The sequence below is a fragment of the Acidovorax sp. Root219 genome (assembly GCF_001428665.1).
GTDB lineage: Bacteria > Pseudomonadota > Gammaproteobacteria > Burkholderiales > Burkholderiaceae_C > Acidovorax.
In genome coordinates, this window is the sequence record NZ_LMIJ01000017.1 from 1 (window position 1) to 17,392 (window position 17,392).

13 protein-coding genes are annotated in these 17,392 nt (G+C 67.6%); 4 read left to right on the forward strand and 9 right to left on the reverse strand.

Annotated elements, in window-relative coordinates; genetic code table 11:
• Positions 1-207: 207 nt before the first annotated feature.
• Positions 208-2,766 carry an ankyrin repeat domain-containing protein gene (locus ASE28_RS18980; RefSeq protein WP_057268026.1) on the forward strand — a complete coding sequence of 853 codons (2,559 nt, stop codon included), beginning with the start codon at positions 208-210 and terminating at the stop codon, positions 2,764-2,766.
• A 9-nt stretch (positions 2,767-2,775) separates the two neighbouring features.
• Here the strand turns inward: ASE28_RS18980 and ASE28_RS18985 are convergent, their stop codons facing one another.
• Entirely contained in the window at positions 2,776-3,963 is a 1,188-nt protein-coding gene (locus ASE28_RS18985; protein ID WP_057268027.1) for a hypothetical protein, read from the reverse strand.
• Positions 3,964-4,032: 69 nt separating this feature from the next.
• Positions 4,033-4,926: a LysR substrate-binding domain-containing protein gene (locus ASE28_RS18990; protein WP_057268028.1), complete on the reverse strand. Its 894-nt coding sequence runs from the start codon at positions 4,924-4,926 to the stop codon at positions 4,033-4,035.
• Between the two features lie 201 nt (positions 4,927-5,127).
• Between ASE28_RS18990 and ASE28_RS18995 the strand changes: the two genes are divergently transcribed.
• Positions 5,128-5,955 carry a sulfite exporter TauE/SafE family protein gene (locus ASE28_RS18995; RefSeq protein ID WP_057268029.1) on the forward strand — a complete coding sequence of 276 codons (828 nt, stop codon included), beginning with the start codon at positions 5,128-5,130 and terminating at the stop codon, positions 5,953-5,955.
• A 9-nt stretch (positions 5,956-5,964) separates the two neighbouring features.
• On the opposite strand, the gene ASE28_RS19000 is transcribed toward ASE28_RS18995, so the two are convergent.
• The 4 genes from ASE28_RS19000 to ASE28_RS19015 form a co-directional block, all read right to left on the reverse strand.
• The gene (locus tag ASE28_RS19000) at positions 5,965-8,064 is read right to left on the reverse strand and encodes a UvrD-helicase domain-containing protein (RefSeq protein ID WP_082608150.1); all 2,100 of its coding nucleotides are present in this window, start codon (positions 8,062-8,064) and stop codon (positions 5,965-5,967) included.
• 220 nt (positions 8,065-8,284) lie between these two features.
• The gene (locus tag ASE28_RS19005) at positions 8,285-8,776 is read right to left on the reverse strand and encodes a nuclear transport factor 2 family protein (protein ID WP_057268084.1); all 492 of its coding nucleotides are present in this window, start codon (positions 8,774-8,776) and stop codon (positions 8,285-8,287) included.
• A gap of 92 nt (positions 8,777-8,868) precedes the next feature.
• Positions 8,869-9,270: a nuclear transport factor 2 family protein gene (locus ASE28_RS19010; protein WP_057268030.1), complete on the reverse strand. Its 402-nt coding sequence runs from the start codon at positions 9,268-9,270 to the stop codon at positions 8,869-8,871.
• A gap of 4 nt (positions 9,271-9,274) precedes the next feature.
• Entirely contained in the window at positions 9,275-10,096 is an 822-nt protein-coding gene (locus ASE28_RS19015; protein ID WP_057268031.1) for an MBL fold metallo-hydrolase, read from the reverse strand.
• A 177-nt stretch (positions 10,097-10,273) separates the two neighbouring features.
• On the opposite strand from ASE28_RS19015, the gene ASE28_RS19020 reads away from it, so the two are divergent.
• Entirely contained in the window at positions 10,274-11,227 is a 954-nt protein-coding gene (locus ASE28_RS19020) for a LysR family transcriptional regulator (RefSeq protein ID WP_057268032.1), read from the forward strand.
• 20 nt (positions 11,228-11,247) lie between these two features.
• Here ASE28_RS19020 and ASE28_RS19025 read toward each other — a convergent pair whose 3' ends face one another.
• The 3 genes from ASE28_RS19025 to ASE28_RS19035 all read right to left on the reverse strand — a co-directional run bounded on the left by ASE28_RS19025 (position 11,248) and on the right by ASE28_RS19035 (position 15,401).
• Complete coding sequence (locus tag ASE28_RS19025; protein WP_157422043.1) at positions 11,248-12,669, reverse strand: S9 family peptidase; 1,422 nt, start codon at positions 12,667-12,669, stop codon at positions 11,248-11,250.
• Positions 12,670-12,680: 11 nt separating this feature from the next.
• A complete protein-coding gene (locus ASE28_RS19030; protein ID WP_057268034.1) occupies positions 12,681-14,555 on the reverse strand; it encodes a hypothetical protein in 1,875 nt (624 codons plus the stop codon).
• A 204-nt stretch (positions 14,556-14,759) separates the two neighbouring features.
• On the reverse strand, positions 14,760-15,401 hold the full coding sequence (locus tag ASE28_RS19035) for a TetR family transcriptional regulator (RefSeq protein ID WP_162262263.1): 642 nt from the start codon (positions 15,399-15,401) through the stop codon (positions 14,760-14,762).
• 443 nt (positions 15,402-15,844) lie between these two features.
• On the opposite strand from ASE28_RS19035, the gene ASE28_RS32730 reads away from it, so the two are divergent.
• Positions 15,845-16,873: a hypothetical protein gene (locus ASE28_RS32730; RefSeq protein WP_200963971.1), complete on the forward strand. Its 1,029-nt coding sequence runs from the start codon at positions 15,845-15,847 to the stop codon at positions 16,871-16,873.
• The last annotated feature ends 519 nt before the right edge of the window (positions 16,874-17,392 follow it).

A 17,392-nucleotide genomic window follows, 5' to 3' on the forward strand; every position in this document is an offset into this window, starting at 1 on the left:
GTACGCCGCAGGTGATCAAAGAAAAACCACCCAGTCGCGAACTGACTGTTCCAGTTTTGGAAATAGTCGAGGCTGCGGGTACGAGGTGTGCGGCAACAGGAGGGTCATGTTGCAGACATGCCATTGCCTTGTTTTTGTCATGCAAATGTCATGATGGGGACGCATCCTCATCGCATAACAACAACAAAAAGAAATGGAGGGACATCCATGGCAAGAGAGAACAACCCCGAAAACATAGACACCCTGGCCAAGCGCCTGGGAATGCTGCTGTTTAGCGGGCTATTCGCAGCGGCCTTTGGTCTGGGCGGCTACTTCGCGGGGCTCCAGCCCCTGGCGCAGACGCTCCGGGCGGCGCTGGAGGTGCGCAGCTGGCATCCGGTGGCGGCCCAGGTGCTGGGCACCGAGCTCAAGCGCCACACGTCCAGCGATGGCACCACCTACCGGGTGCACGCCCGCTACCGCTACGAATTCGCGGGCCGGCAGTACGAGGGCACCCGGGTGGGGCTGGACCCCGAGGCCGGTGCCGACAACATCGGCGACTGGCACCAGCACTGGCACGGTCTGCTGCAAAGCGCCCAGTCCCGTGGGCAGCCCATCACCATCATGGTCAACCCGCAGGCGCCCTCGCAGGCCCTCATCGACCCTTCCATCCGCTGGGCGCTGCAGATGTTCCGCGTACCCTTTGCCCTGGTCTTCACGGGCGTGGGGCTGGTGGCGGGCTGGTTCTTCCTGCACATACTGCTGGGCGGGGGCGGCAGGAAGCCGGAGGCCGAGCTGGGCGCTGCGCCCGAGCCGCTGCAAAAGGGCGCGGCTAGCAAGTCGGCGGGCGCCACCTGGTTCTTCACCGTCTTCTGGTGCGGCATCGCCTTCCCCATGGCCGCCATGCTGTGGACCAGCGGCAGCGCGCCCTGGTTCGCCAAGGCCTTCATTTCGATCTTCGTTATGGTGGGGTTGGTGCTGATCGGCTTGGCATTGCACCAGACGCGCAAGGCCTGGCGCTATGCGGGCGCGGCGCTCACGGCGCTGCCGGCCCAACCGCGCGCCGGCCACCCGGTGGAGCTGACGCTGCTGCTGACCGAGCGCGCCGCCGCCCACCAGCACGAGCACCGCCCGCAGCTGCGCCTGGCCCAGTACCGGGTGGACGAATCGGGCTCGGGCTCGCCCGAGCGCTGTGTGGAGTCATTCACCGAAGCGGCGCGCATGCAGCGCACGGCCGATGGAGGGCTGCGGCTGGCCGCGCGCTTCGATCTGCCGGCCGATGCGCCACCGCACGGCAGCCAACGCTCCGGCGAGCGCGTGGACTGGCGGCTGGAGCTGCTGCACGGCCCGGACGGCTCGGTGGAGCTGACCTACGACCTGCCCGTGCAGGCCGCGCCGCGCGGCTTCGAGGGTGGCGGCGAGGAACTGCCCGACCGCTTCGACCGGCGCGCCGCCTGGAAGCAAGTGGTGCCCATTGCGCCCCTGAGCGAAGCCGAGGTCGCGAACGAAGGCCCCCTGCCTTTGCCCCTAGCGGTCACGCTGCAGGAGACCCCAGAGGCATGGACCTACGAATTCAGCCAGAGCGGCTGGCGCTGGGCCGCCGGCCTGGTGCTGGCCGGCCTGGCACTGGAGGCGGCGATCAACAGCCGCCTGAGCGCGCAGGGCCTGGTGCTGCCCCACGGGTTCTTCGCGGCGGGCGCCTGGATCGGGCTGGCCGCCTTTGCGCTGCACGCCGCCACCCGCCGTTGGAGCCTGACCGTGCAGGACGGCGGCATCACCGCGCGCCGCCACTCCTGGCTCTGGTCGCGTGCCGACACCGTGCCCGGCGATGCCAGCCGCACCCTGGCGCACAAGCTGCTGTACGCCACGGGCAGCGGTGCCAGCGAGCACCGCTACCACGCCGTGTATGCGCGTGGGGCAGGGGACACGCTGGTACGCCTGACCCCCGGCCTGGGTGGCGAGGCGGCGGCCACGGCCCTGGGCCATTCGCTCGCGCAGGCCTGGGCGCGCCGGCGTGGCCGCTTTGCGGCCGGCATGCAGCGGCCCGTTCGGGCTCAGTATTCCCGCCCGGCCTGGGGCGCGCTGCTGGTGCTGGCCCTGGTGGTCTGGTGGGTTGTGGGGCCCAAGGTGGCTGGCATGGCGCGCCGCACGCCAGCGGCTGAGGCGGCTGCGCCCGCCGTGTCGTACTCCGCCGTAGACGGCCGTCTGCTCGACGCCCAGAACGCCGGCGACGCCGCCGCCCTGCGCGCCGCGCTGGCGGCCGGCGCCAACCCCGACCTGCTGGCGCCCAACGGCTCCAGCGTGCTCATGCTGGCCGCGCACCGGGGACAGCTGGAGCACATCGAGGCACTGCTCGCCGCCGGCGCAAAGCCCGACCTGCGCCAGACGCAAAAGGACAGCGAGTTGGGCGACACCGCGCTGCTGCGCGCCTTCTATGGCGGCAACCTGGCTGCGGCTCAGCGCCTGGTGCAGGCCGGGGCCGGCCTGTCGGCCCGCAACCGCTGGGATTGGGGCCCCGTGCACATGGCCGCGCAAAGCGGCTGCATCGCCTGCCTGGAATGGCTGGCTGCGCAAGGCCAACCGCTCGATGAACCCGCAATGGCCAGCCGGGGCGAAACCCCGACCATGCTGGCCGCCGGCCGGGGCCGGGTGGAGGCGCTGCAGTGGTTCGAGGCCCGGGGCATCGACCTGGCGCGCAAGGACCCCCATGGCAAGACCGCGCTGGACTGGGCGCGCTTCAAGAAACAGGCTGAAGCGGAGCAGTGGCTCTTGGAGCGAACGCGCTGAGCGTGGCTCCTATGCCTTGCGCTGCACCTGCGCACGCAGGTACGCCAGCAGCCGGTCGACCCGCTGCACCATTTCTTTCTTCATAGCGGGGGGCGCCGTGCGCTCTTCATTCGCTCGCTTCTGTTGGGCCACCTCCTGGAACTGGTCGCCGCCATACAGCCAGGCGCTGACCAGCGCGGCGTAGCCGAAGTTCTTCTGCGCGTGCTCTGCCAGCGTCTTGTGGCCCAGAGGATTGCCAGGAAGCGGGAAAACGGTGGTGCCCGACATGATGGCGTGCATGCCCTGCGGCGTGCGGGTCATCTCCAGAATGGGCCCCACCGGGTCCTGCACCTCTTTCACCATGCGCTGCAGGTCTGCCGAACCCTTGATGGGGAAATAGGCATAAGTGTCCTGAAAAATCCCGATATAGAAATTCAGCTGGCGCCGGAAATACATCTCGTCATGCTCGGGAAAGACGGCCCGCAGGATGTTGGCGATTTCTTCACTGAACACATTCACGTCGATGGTGAGGCAAGGCAGGTGGTTGGTGTTCGACGTCAGCAGCGTGACGCCCTGTCCACCCGCCGGGGTGGGCCGGAAATACGTCGCCTCCGCCTGGGCGTGGTAGTACGGCACCTCGATCGCCTGCCGGGGTGATATGAAGCCGTGCTGTGGCAGCATCGACGAGAGCACCGAGCGCATCTCGTCGCGCGCCGATGCAAGCGCCATGGACAGGGGCGCACGCGCGGGCGCTGCGGCGGGCGTGGGCGCAGATGCCGGTGTGGGTGCGTGTGGGGCCGAGTCCAGGGGCGCTTCTTCCAGCACCTGCATCGCCTGTTTCCAGAAGTCGGTGCGCTCCGGCGGCAGCACGCGGTGGGGCGCCACCAGCGCCAGGCCCACCTGGTCGTCCAATACCGTCAGGCCCAGCGCGTTGGCCCGCTTCACCACGGCGCCCAGCAGCTTCATGCGGTTCTCGGCGGGCAGTGAAAACGTCCACACGGCCTTGCGGCAGTTTTTCGCATCGTTGACCGGATCGCCGTCCCAGGGCGCCTCGCCGCAGTCCTTGTAGGCCACCATTTGCGCGGCCAAGGCCGCGAACTTGGGGTTGGGCCCGGGCTCCAGCAGCTCCAGCTCGAACCAGTTGCGAAGGGCCTCTTCGAACGACGTCGGAATGGCCTGGCCGGCCGGGGGTTCCCAAACACGAAGGTCGTAGCTCATCGTGCGGGTGTGAAAGAGGGTGGGGCGGTCTCAAGACGGGGGCTTTGCAGCAGCATGGCACCCATCTTCTCAGAGTTGGGCAACGGGCAGCAAATGGTGCACCAACTGCTGCGCATGCTGTGGCAAATCTTCCAGCTTGCGCAGGCACAGCACCAATTGCCGGTCGGCCCAGGCATCGGTCAGGCGCACGGCCTTCACGCGCTGCGCGCGGGCGTGGCGCATCGCCGCCGCGCGGGGCAGTATGCCCACGCCCACCCCCAGGCCGACCAGTTGGCACACCGCCTCGAACTGGCGCAGCCGCACCCGGTAGCGCAGCCGCTGGCCCTGGCGCTGGGCGTGGCGCACCACCAGGGCCTGCAGCGCGCTGCCTTCGGCCAGGCCGATGAAGTCCAGGTGCGCCACCTCGGCCAGCGCCACGCTGCGGCGCGCGGCCAGTTCGTGCCCCTGCGGCACCACCAGCACCAGCGGGTCGGGCCGCAGCACCTGCGTGGCCAGGCCTTCCAGGTCCACCGCGTCGGACACCAGGCCCATGTCGCACAGGCCGGCACGCACCGCATCGGCCACCTCCTGGCTGGAGCGCTCGTCCACATCCACCGAGATGCGCGGGTGCCGCGCCAGAAAGCCCGCTATCGCCTGCGGCAGGTATTCGCTGAGCGCCGAGCTGTTGCACAGCACGCGCACATGGCCCGCCAGGCCCGCGCCGTACTCGCCCAGGTCGCCGCGCAGCTGCTCCATCTGCTGCAGCACCAGCCGCGCGTGGTGCAGTAAGGTGTGGCCGGCCGGCGTGGGCTGCACGCCGCGCTGTGCGCGCAGCAGCAGCGGCACACCCAACGCGTCTTCCATGCCGCGTACGCGCTCGCTGGCCGATGCCAGCGCCATGTGGCTGCGCTCGGCACCGCCGGTGATGGTGCCGGCCTCGTGCACGTTCAAAAACAGCCGCAGATCGGTCAGGTCAAAGCGCATGGGCCACAACGTACCACAACGGCCTTCGGCCCAGCCTGAGGCTGGGTGCGCCGCATTCCGCATTTTCAGGCGCGCCCGCCTTGCCAAGAATGGCGGCCATGGCCTGCTGCACCGTGCGGGCCGCCGAGGAATGTCCGCGATGAATCCAGCACAATTTCAAAATTGTCCTACATGCCAGAGCCTGCGGGCGGGGCCGCAACCATGATGGCCGGCCTGTTCGGTGGGGGCTCCTGGGCCTGGCTGGCGGGCGCCGTCACCGTCTTTCTGGTGGCCGGCGGCGTCAAGGGCATCGTCGGCCTGGGGCTGCCCACCGTGTCGATGGCCCTGCTGGCGATGCTGATGGCACCGGCCGAGGCAGCGGCACTGCTCGTCATGCCCTCGCTCATCACCAACCTGTGGCAACTGCGCCCATGGGCCACGCTGGGGCCGCTGCTGCGGCGCCTGGGCGGCATGCAGCTGGGCATCTGCGCAGGCACCTGGCTCGGGGCCTGGGTGCTGGGGGCTCCGGCCGGTGCGTGGTCGCGCGCGCTGCTGGGCGTGGCGCTCATCGCCTATGGCTGCTGGGGCCTGGTGGGGGCGCGCCTGGCGGTGCCGCCCCGGGCTGAGCGCTGGCTGTCGCCCCTGGTGGGCTTTGCCACCGGCTGGGTCACCGCCGCCACCGGCGTCTTCGTGGTGCCGGCCGTGCCTTACCTGCAGGCCCTCAGCCTCCAAAGGGACGCGCTGGTGCAGGCCATGGGCATCTGCTTCACCGTGTCCACCATCGCGCTGGCGGGCGGCCTGGCGCTCAACGCCAGCTACCCGGCATCCGCCCTCGTGCTCTCGGCCTGGATGCTGCTGCCCGCGCTACTGGGCATGGCCCTGGGCACCCGCATCCGCCAGCGTCTGTCGGCCGTGTGGTTCAGGCGCTGCCTGATGGTGGGTTTGCTGGCGCTTGGCACTTACATGGTGGCGGACGCGCTGGCATGGCATGGCTTCGCCTCGCACGATGGCGAAGGCGCACTGCGCATGGGCCGCGACAAGGCGGCGTAAAGGGCGGGCCTAAACCGGCCCCGGCCACACCGGCTTGGCCGCACTCTCCAGCACCCACAGCGCGGCCCGCGCGCGCGTGGTGGCCACGTAGAGCATGTTGCGCTCTCGGTAGGCTTCCTGGTGCGATGCGGGGCCGGGAAAGCGCCCGCGCTCCACGAAGGGCACTGCCACAAAGGTGAACTCGCGGCCCTTGCAGGCGTCCACGCTCAAGAGGCGCAGGCTGATGGGCTCCTGGCTTTGGTGCATGCCGATGCTCGTCGTCACCAGCAGCGTGAGCCGGCCCAGCAGCTCCGCCACCGGCAGGCCGTGCGCCAGGCGGGCCAGGCTTTGCAGGCTGGCCAGGCAGGCGCTGCGCTCCGTGCCGTTGATGGGCGCATCGGCAAAGATGCGCCGCACCAGCGGGTGTTGGCAGAACGTGCCGGCATCGGCCAGCACGGCGGCCCGCGCCGCAGCGGGCAGGGCCATGATTTCGGCGCAGGCATCGTTGAGTTCGGGCGCATTCGGGTTCAGCGTGCCGTGCGCGATGTAGCGGCGCATGCGCGCGGCGCCGCTGTGCAGCGTGGCGGCGAGCTTGCTGCCCTCATCGGCGCCGGGCAGGTCGGTCCAGCCTGCGTTGTCGAACTGGCCCTGGGCCAGCAGGTCCACGTCGGCCGCGCCGCTGCGCGCCGTGCGCCGGCCATAGTGCAGCAGGCCCTCCACGGCGGCGCCCACGATGCCCGGGGTCAGGTAGCGCTCATGGCCGTCATCGCCCTGCAGTGCCCACATCAGCGCCAGCGCCAGTGCCACCTCGCGGCGCAGGTAGAAGGGGCTCATGCCCTGGCAGCCGTAGTGAACGCCTTCGTGGCCAAACACCCATTCGAGCAGGATGCTGTCCTGCGGGTTGCGCAGCACCACGTTCAGCGAGCTGTTGTGCTGTGCGCCTTTGTCCCCCTTGCTTTCTTGCAGCGCGCCCCAGCCATTGACGATCTGCCCATGCAGCTCCACCAGCTGCGCGGCGCAGTGCTCGTCGCTGTCGTAGGTGAGGTGGGCAAACGCGTCCGAGCTGCCCGCCACGTGCGCAAACTCCGCGCCGAACAGCGGGTTCAGCGCTGCGCAGATATCGGCGCCAAAGCGGCGCGTGGTGTTGATGGTCAGCACCTGCGTGTCGGCCGGCAGGCATTCGCGCACGCGCTCCATGCCGCCGCCAAACACCGAGAACGAGCCCTCGTGGATGTGCTGGTTGAAATCCCCCGCGCCCACGAAGAAGCCATTGTTGCCCTGCACCAGCTTGCGCAGCACCATCAGCGCGCCCTCGTCCAGGTCGTGCAGCTCGTCGAACAGCACGGCGCTGTAGCGCTCTTGCAGCCATTCAAACGGCTGGTCCCAATCCAGCGCACCCAACTGGCGGCACAGCTCGAAGGTGCAGTCGCCCTCGGCATAAAAGCGCGGCTCGTGGTTCATGCCCACGCGCATGCGCTCGTACTGCCCGTACAGGCGGCACAGGCCGTAATCCAGGTCGCGGTCTTCACAAAAAGCGCGCAGGTCCAGGCCCGAGTCTTCCACCTCGCGCGCCAGCAGCCGCTTCTTGGCCAGCGCCTCGAAGGCCAGAAAGGCATCGATGTCCACGTTCTGCCCCAGCAGGGCATCGTCGATGCCATCGCTGCCGCCACCACTGTCACTGTTGCGCTCCAGTTCCAGCCGCAGGGCCTCTTGCGCCTGCAATATGAGAAAGCGCCGCCGCACCGGGTCGTCGAGCTTCTCCACCGGGTCGCCCTGTTCCTTGAGCACCTGCTCGCACAGCTGCTCCATGGTCAGCACCTCCATGCTGCGCGGCACGGCGCCGTGCAGCTGCAGCATGCGGTCGCGTATGGCAGTCACCCCGGCGCGCGAATACGCCAGCACCAGAATGCGCGGTGGCGCCGCCTCGCGCTGGCCCTGCAGGCTGGCCAGCAGGTTGCAGGCCTTCATGCACAGCGTGGTCGTCTTGCCCGTGCCCGCCAGCGCGCTGATGATGATGGCCGGCGCCGTGGAGTCCAGCACACGCCGCTGCTCGGCGGTGGCCGTGATCCGGGCGTGGGCCCAACTGCGCGCAGGCGGCTTTGGCGGAATGGGCGAATTGTGCACAGGCATGTCCGGGAGAAAGGGGTGCCATTGTCACTGACCCGGTCAGGGCCGTTGGCGGCAGCAACCCTTGCTTCCCCCAGCGAATCGCCATCCCCAGCGCATTGCGCGCGCTACCGTAGCCTCATACGGATTGGCATTTGATCGTATGGCTAGGCGGGAGCCGCAGACAGTGCTGTGGCACGGCAAGGCGAACCAACGACGCTAGACGATTGAAGGCCAATTCGTATCACTGACGCAGGGCCGAATCCCAGTGCTCCACGATCTTCCCGTTCTCAATGCGGAACATGTCGAACCAGGTGGTGGTGTACTTCTTGGAAGCGTCCTTCGGATCGGGGTACTCGCGCACGAAGCTCAGCGTCACCAGATCACGCTCGGCCGTGATCGAAACCAGGGGCGCCTTGATCCGGTCTTCCACCGGCTTGGGGGTGGCATGCCGGCTTGAAATGAAACCGACCAGCGCGGCCCTGCCGTTGGGCACATTGGGATTGTGCTGGATGTACGACTCGGCCACGTATTTTTCCACCGAACTTACCTGGCCCGACTCAAAGACCTCACGCCAGAAGTCGTACACCAGGCGCTTGTTGGCGGCGATCTTGGGGTCGCTGCTGGCGAGCTGCGCCGCCTGGTCCGTGGTCGGGGTGACAGGCGTCTGGGCGAATGCGGGCGCCCCGAGGGTGATGGCCAGCGCGGCGATGGCAAGCAGTTTTGAATGGTGCATGGTGATGTGAATGGTTGCGATGGTGATATCTGCATGCGCCTGCCATGGCAGCCGCATGCAGGTGGTGGACTTGGCCAGCCCGGCAAAGTTTCTTACGGCGCGTTGCCCATTGCCTGGCGCACCAGCAGCGTGTCGGTGAATTGCTCGAAGGCCACGATCTGGCCGTCCTGCACCTTCCACACATGGGCCACGCGGGCCTGCATGGCCTTGCCCGTGGCGCGGAAGGTGCCGTGGTAGGTGCCCACCCCGATCACCTGGTCGCCCGCATCGATCAGGGTTTGCAGCTCGAACCGGTAGCCGATCCAGTCGCGGCCCAGCACGGCAAACACGTTTTCGGCTACCGCCTGCGGCCCCACCCAGGTGCCCGCGCACGGAAACCCGGCCATCTCGGTCCAGCGCACCTGGGGCGACACGTGGGCCATCATCTCCTGCACATTGCCCTGGGCCGACGCGGCGTAGTGCGCGCGCACGATGTCGATAGGTTGGGTCGTCATGGCTTCAGCCCCACTTCATTTCGCCGGTGGCCACCTTGGCACCGATCTGCAGCGCCACGCCCATGCCCGCGTCCGGGTACCGCTGCGTCATGGCGGCGATCAGGGCGGCACTGTCGGCCGCCTTGGCCAGCTCCTGCTCAAACGCCAGCAGGTAGTCGCGGGTGTAGGCAAGTGCCGATGCATCGGCAGCGGCAGTGACCGCCATGTGCCCTGGCACCACCACCGCAGGCTGGCGCGCGGCCATGGCGTCAAGGTTGCTGATCCACGCGGCGCGCGCATCGGCGCCCTGCGTGTCTGCCGTCCACACATGCACGCCAGAGAACACCAGCACCCCGCCGAAGACGGCGTTGAGCGATGGCACCCAGATATAGCGGCGATTGGCCAGGCCGTCGGCATTGGCGATGTCGATGGCGTGGCCGTCCAGGCTGAGGCTTGGGCCGTCGAAGGCCTCGGGCATCACGATGTCTGCCAGCGCCTGCGGGCCGTTGTCCTTGAGCTGCGGGCCCCAGGTGGCCAGCTTCTTTTGCACATTGGCTTCAATGGCGGCAATGGTGGCCGACGCAGCGATCACCCTGGCATCCGGGAAGGCCGCCTTGATGGGCCCCAGGCTGAAGTAATAGTCCGGGTCGCTCTGGCTGATGTAGATGGTCGTGAGCTTCTTGCCGCTGGCCTTGATGGCCTCGGCCAGCGCCTTGCCATCGGGCAGCGTGAAGCCGCCGTCGATCAGCACGGCATCGCTCGCGCCAGAGATGAGCACCGGCGCGCGGAAGAATCCGTGCTCGCCAGCGGGGAAATGTTTCCACGTCAATCGGGTCGTATCAGCCATGGCGTTTCACTCCTGAAAATCAACCATCGCGACGCCTGCGGCGGTTGCATTGTGGATCACTGATTGCAGCTTGGCGCGGCTCCTTTTGCGGGCAGTTGCCGGCCCGGTGCAGACGCGCTGGGGCCATGGTAGGTACTAATGATTGACTCTGAAATACATACATGCTAAACACAATGTATGCTAAAAACATACAATCAGGCCGACAACAGCCTGGGCGGGCTGGGCAACCTACGGCGGCTGGCCTACTTCGTTGCGGTGGTCGAGACGGGTTCTTTCACTGCTGCAGCCGAGCGGCTGGGCATCACCAAGGCCGTGGTCAGCCAGCAGGTGGCCCGGCTGGAGAGCGAGTTTCGCACCTCGCTGCTGGTGCGCACCACGCGCAAGGTGCAGCCCACCGAGGCCGGGCAGGCCTTCTACCTGCGCTGTGCATCCATCCTGCACGAGGCCGAAGACGCCTTCGACGAACTGGCCGAATCATCGGCAGAGCCATCGGGCACGCTGCGGCTCACCGCGCCGTTCGACTACGGCGTGGGCGTCGTCGTGCCGGCCATCGTCGCCTTCATGCAGCGCTATCCTGCCTGTAAGGTCGACGCCATCATGAGCGACCAGACGCTGAACCTCATGACCGGCAACATCGAGCTGGCCATACGCGTCGGCTGGCTGGCCGAGACGGGCCTGCAGGCCCGCAAGATCGGCGCGTTCAGGCAACTGCTGGTGGCGCCGCCTGCCATGGCGCGGCAGGTGGCAACGCTCACACAGCCGGGCGAGCTGGCGGGGCTGCCCTTCGTGGCCAACACCGCCTTGCGCGACAACCTCCGGTGGGATTTCGCGCGCGACGGGGCCGAACGCCAGGCGGTGACCATGCAGGCATCCATCTTTCTCGACGCCACCCTGGCCGTGCGCGAAGCCGTGTGCCAGGGCGCCGGGCTCTCCGTGCTGCCTGACTATGCGATTGCAGACCACCTTGCCACCGGCCGCCTCATCCAGGTGCTGCCGCAGTGGGAGCTGCCCTCGGGCGGCATCCATGCGGTGTTCCCCGCAGCGCGGTTTCGCCCAGCCAAGGTGCGCGCGTTTGTGGACCTGCTGGCGGGCAGGGAGGCGGTGCGCCAAGGCGCCAGCCCAGGCCAATAGCCGCGGTGCACGGTCGATGTCTACCGGCAGCCGGCTGACCGCATGTCCTCCGATTCCACCCGCAGCGTGCTGCCCGGCGGCGTGATGGCGCAGCGCGATTTGAAGTAGAACGACAGGCGTTCGCGCGTGGGTGTGCCCTTCACCAGGTAGGACAGGTTGCCCTTGTAGACCGAGCCTGCCGCGGTGGCGGCGGCCGGGTCGTACAGCCCCTGGCTGATGTTGTGCCGGTCGGCAGAGTCGTCGAACGCCTGCGCCGTCAGCCGGCGAAACGCGTCCGCTGCCACGGCGGGGTCGCGCGCGCCCTTCAGGTACCGGTCAAACCAGGCCAGCGTGTAGTAGTTGATGGCGCTTTCGCCATACCGGCTGGCCGGCCCGCCAAACAGCGAGAAGTCCAGGTGCGTGGCCGCGCGCAGCACCAGCAGCATGCTGTCCACCCCGGCTGTGCGCACCTCCTGGTAGCCCAGGTCCTTGGGGTGCGGTTCGGCACCGCGCCCGCGGCCGGCCTGGGTGTTGACCTTGGCGGGCTCGGGTGGCTCGGTGTACGGCGCAATGGTGAAGTTGTAGTCTGCCCCAAAGCCCAGCGCCGGCGTGCGTATCGCCACGCCCGCTGGCGGGTCGATGCCGATCTTGTCCACCCAGCCGCTGCGGATGGTGGTCAGGTTGTCCCAGGCCACGATGGCGGAAAGGCGCTTGTCCGTCTGCCCGATCAGGCTGGCCGTGCTGGCGCCCTGCGAATGCCCGGCAATGCCCACCGTGCGGGGGTCCAGCTGGCTCCAGTAGGGGAAGTAGCTGCCGTCCGCCAGCGGCGCGCTGGGGTTGGAGAACAGCCAGTCCACCACGTCCTGCGTGTCGATGCCGTGGGTGCCGATGGCGGCCGTCGTATCCAGCGCGATGGTCATGTACCCCGCCTCGGCCAGCGACTGGCTGGCCGAGCGGTGCAGCCGCTTGCTGCTGCCGCCGCCGTGCACGATCACCACGGCAGGGTAGGGCCCCTCAAAGGACCTGAGCGTGGCCGGCATGCCGCTGCAGGTGCCCGCTGCGCAGGGCCGGTACACCTCGGTGGCAACGGCCTTGCCCAGCCGGCCGGGCGCAGTGGCCTCGGCAAACCGAAAGCGTGTGTTGGCATGCAGGGCCGGCGTCCGGTAGGCGTCCAGCGCGGGCAGCTTGCCTGCGGTGAACAGGGCGGCGGGTTGCTGCGCAAAGTCGTCGGTGCGCTCGCGGGCACAGGCCATGTTGTCCGCGTCGCGCTGCTTCCATGCGTCCGAGCCGGGCGCGGGCGATTCGTGCCGCACAGCGCCCTTGCAGTCGTAGACCAGCGCTGCGGCAGGCCCGTCGTCCGACCCGCCGCAGGCCGAAACGGCCACGGCCATCAGCGTGCCCAGGGCCATCGCGCCCCACAGTCCGCGCCAGCGGGTAGTGTGTTGGTGGTGGTGCTGTTGCATGTTGCTGCGCATCACTTGGCACCCCCGGCGCTCGCGTTGCGCTTCATGAACGCCGCCAGCGGCCGGATCACGTTGTTCGTCGCATCGTCATCGGCCGTCACGATGTCCACGTGCGAGTAGCCCTCGCTCATGTGTACCTCGAAGCCACCTTCCACCCCGCCGTACTGGCGGTTGGCCACCAGCGTGGGCTGGCCTGCGGGCGTGCGCGCAATGCCGGCCTTGCAGCTGGCTGCGGCGCAGGGCGCTATCGCCTCGGCAAAGCCACGCCAGATGCCGGCCACCGGCGTGAGGCCGTTGGTGCCGCCAAAGGCGATGACGGGGATGTCGATCTTGCGCGCCTGCGTCTGGTTCACGATGTCGGCCCGGCCGCGCCCGCCCTGGCTGGCGGGCAGTGAGAGGGCGCTGGTGTCCAGCCCCAGGTTGGCGCCGCCGCTGCCCTCGGCATTGGCGAGCAACAGGCCCGAACTCGGGTAGTACCAGTCGCTGTAGGTGGTGTTGCCCAGGTACAGCGCGCGCGACAGGCGCTTGAGGTTGGTGGGCTCCACCTCCTTGCCCCAGGCGGGCGGGTTGGCCACCAGCGTGGCCGGCTGCGGGCCAAAGTCGCGGTAGGCCGCTGCGGGCAGCGGGTCGGTATTGTCCAGCCAGGTGCGCAGGCCGTCGGCCCGCGCCGGGCCCAGGGCGCCCATCGACACCGAATAGAACACCGTGCGCTGCAGGTTGTCGTCGTCCATGAAGGTGCCGATGGCCGCGCCCGCCGTCACGGCAAAGTCGCGCTTGGTGAAGTCCGCCACGCGGTTGTAGACGTTGTTGCCCGCCACACCCCCCTGGTCCGCCTGCAGCAGCGCCTGGGTGCCGTTGATCGTGCCCTCGAAGGCCATCTGCATGCCCGCGATCTCGGTCGATGCGCTCACTCGCGGCGTAAGGCCCGGGCGCGACACAAACCCAGGCTCGGCTCCCGAGGCCACCGCCGCATACAGCCCGCCATCGGCCGCGCGCACCACCGCGTCGAGCTGCGCCGTCGTGGGCGCGTTCGTTGCCAGCGCACCGCCGGGGCCCTCGAACAGCACCAGCCCCTTGAGCCTGGCGTAGCCCGGCTGCGCCGGCCCCGTGCCCGTGAGGTTGAAGTCCGTGGCCGCATAGCGCGCCACAAAGCCCGTGCCGGCCGAATGCCCGCCCAAAAACACATTGCCATCGCGCGCCACCGTGTGCGCTGCGGTCACCACCGCATCCAGGTCGTGTGAATGCACCTGCGGCGTCCACTCCGCCAAAAACGGGATCTCGCGGCTTTCGTGGAACACCGCGCGCCGTGCCAGCTTGGCCGGCAGCGGCAGCCCCAGCTCGCCGCCGTACAGAAAGTTCAGGCCCAGCGCCGCATCGCGCTCGCGCTCTGCGATTTGCAGGCCCTCCATGTCCTGCAGCGCCACGGACCGGCGGTCCACCCCCCACACCTCCACCACCGCCTGGTGGTCGGCCCACATGCGGCGCACCAGGTTCTCGGCCAGGATGAGGTAGCTGTGCGACGCCGCCAGCGTGCCCGGCATCGCCACCAGCACCGCATCCACCGGCTTGCCCGCGTTGGCCGCCAGCCCATAGCGCGTGTAGCGCACCCGGTTCAAATCCGGCCCCGCCGCGCCGAACTGTGTGGCCAGCTTGCTGCCCGCCGCCACGGTGACCCCCGCCGTGCCTGGCGTGCGCGCCGCCTTGGCGCGGCTGGCCAGCTCGTGCGTGCTGATGGTGAACTCGCCGGTGGTGCCCCCACCGTCCACCAGCGCCTGCCCACCACCGCCACAGGCGGTAAGCGCAGCGGCCAGGGTCAGGCCCAGCAGCGTGCGGCGCAGGGGCGCGCCGACGTGGTGGTTGCCGATATCTCTTTTGTTCTTCTGCATGCCTGTCTCCTTGATGGTTGTGTGAGGCGGTGGGTAAAAAATGGGCGCAAGCTAACGCTGCAGGTGCGTTGCCCAAGCAACGCACACGCGTGTCAACATCAGCAGGGAGTTAAGCGGTTAAGAAAGCCTCTCTGGCTAGGCGCTTCTGTCGCAGACAGTACGTTCAGTACGGCAAGACAGAACAACGACGCCAGGGAGGCTTTATTAGCCGCTCAACCCAGCCACCAGATAAGTCAAAAACTCTTCTTGTTCGCGCGCTTCGTTGCCGGGCATGGACAGTTCCATGGCCCCGAACGGCGAGCGCCGCATGTAGCTGCGGTACGAGATGCCGTAGTACACGGCGTTCATGGTCAGCAGCAGCCGAAACTGGATCGTCTCGCGCCCCACGGCGGGCATCAGTGTTTGCAGCCGCGCCAAGGTCAGCTCCAGCGTGCGGCGGTGCAGGGCGGCCGATATTTCCTGCCCCTTTTCGCCATAGTCCCACCCCAGCCGCCCGATGAAGTTGACCGCATCGCGCCCCAGCGCGGGCTCGCTCAACATGGCGATCACGGGGCCAAAGGCCGCCTCCACCACGTCGCGCACGGTGTAGCCCGGCTGGTCGGCCAGCGCCTGCAGCCGAGCACAGGCCCGCGGCTCCAGCCATTGCTGCAGGAAGTTGGTGATCGCTTCGATCAACTCATCGCGCCCACCAAAGTGGTAGTGCAGTGCAGAAGGGTTCTGCGCCCCCGCCGCGATCACGATGCGCCGCAGCGACACGGCGTTCATCCCCTCGCGCGCCATGAGCTGCATGGCCTCTTCGATCAGGCGGGTACGGGTGGCCTGGGGGTCAGCGGGGGATATAGCCAAAGGGTCTGCTGGCGTGGCAAGGGCAGGCGTCATGGAGTGAATAATGCACTTGAATTAATTCATGTGCATTAGGGCTTGCCCTGAAGGAGCGTGCAGACCAGGGAGCCCACCGCGCTGGCGCTGTTGCCGGCACGCAAGAGGTGAACCGCCCGCTGACCGCCGACCGCAGGCCGCCGGTGGCCACGGCCTCGGCCTCGGCACCTTGACGACCTGGCGCGCACCCCGCTGCACCATGCCCTCCAGGGTAAGTGTCGAGGGGCATCGCAACGGCAATGGCTGATCCAGCAGGGCGCCAACGCCAACGTCCATCACGAATGCTTTGCATCGGGAGCCACCAGGCGTCGGGCGCTTCACTGGCCAAACGATCAGTGCATTTTCGGCATTTGTCATCTAGTTAGAGGACAGACATTCTTGGCAACCCTTCGTAACATCGCCCGCACGCCGTGGACGATCTGGCCGCGGCACATCCAGGGGAATTTATGAAGCTACAAAAAATCGGCCGGGCTGCGCTCCTGGCATTTGCAATGGGGGCTGCTGCAGCTTCTCTGGCGTCTGCAAATTCCATTTACTCCACCACAGACGGCCTTTTGTCGGCCTCGACCGTCAACATCCCGGGGGCCGGGGCGTTCAATGTCACCTTCCGTGGCAAACCGGGCGAGAAACTGCAGGTCGGGTCGGAATTGACCATTGCGGATTTTCGGGCGCTGACCGTCAATGACGCCCCCGGGCTGCCTGCCAGCTTTGCCAATTCCAGGCTGGTATTGCCGGCCCTGGCCATCGTCGGGGCAGACGGCATGCTGCTCTATTACGACCTGACCCTGATGCCCAAGGCCGGGAGCGCCTCCGTATTCACGGTCACAGACATCGCAGACACCTCGGTGGGACGCAGCATTGCAGGCCCGCGTGGCCCGGCAGGCCCTCCCGGCCCTGCCGGGGCATCTGGCTCGTCAGGCGGGGGAGGCGTGGGCCCTGCAGGGCCGGCTGGACCCGCAGGAGCAGCGGGCCTTGCAGGGCCGACGGGTGCCACAGGCCCTGCCGGTCCCACGGGGGCGACAGGGCCGACAGGTCCCACCGGGCCGACAGGCGCATTCGCTGCAACCTACACCAGCCTGCAATTGTCAACTCCCTTCGTTGTCAGCGCGGGGACCAACACCATCGTCTTTCCGCCCACTTCGATCGGCATGACCAGTGACGGTACGAACACCACCATCACGGCAGACGGCCATTACAGAATCGCCTACTCATTTCGAATGAGAATGAGCATTCCCGTTGGAACGGAGACCCATGTAGCGCGCAATGGCGTGCCATATACCTTCGCCAGCAACGGCAATCTCGGCGGCGATCCCACCACGCAACTGGATGGCGAAATGCTGAAGGACTTTGTCGTAGGAGACGTCATTTCATTGCAACTGATCCTGCCAACGCCACAAACGGTAGACCGCGTTAGATTCATCATTCAGCGGATCTTCTAACGAAAGCATTCATTCCAGCGCGCACGGGTCGGTTGCCCTAAAGAGCCCGCCGTCGCTCTTGCCAACGTACTGCCGCTTGCTCTGGACAACGGCACCCACCTGCACCATGCCGCCGAGGACGCTTGGATGAAGCCATCAGGCAGAAGCAGCCCTCTGCGAGTGGACGATTTCATCCGGCCAGAGCGCTCAAAGGCAATGGGGCGGTAGGTGGACACACGATTTTGGATGGTCAAGCTGGATTGATGCAGGCAGTTGTTTGACGCGCCTTCATGGATCAGATCATGAAATCACGATGACCTCCAGCAAGGGCCTCTTTTGCCGGCGTCCGAGAGATCGAGAACCTCAATTCACTTCAATGACCAGAGTCCAACCCGGCGCGCAAGAGCGCCTCTCGTGGGCGAGCACACGGGCGACGTTCTTTTATCCTTCGGATTCAACGACGGTGAAGTGCGTGCATTGATCGACCCGAACGCGGCCTTTCAACCCAGGCCAGACGCCAATTTCGGTGCGGCACCTCAT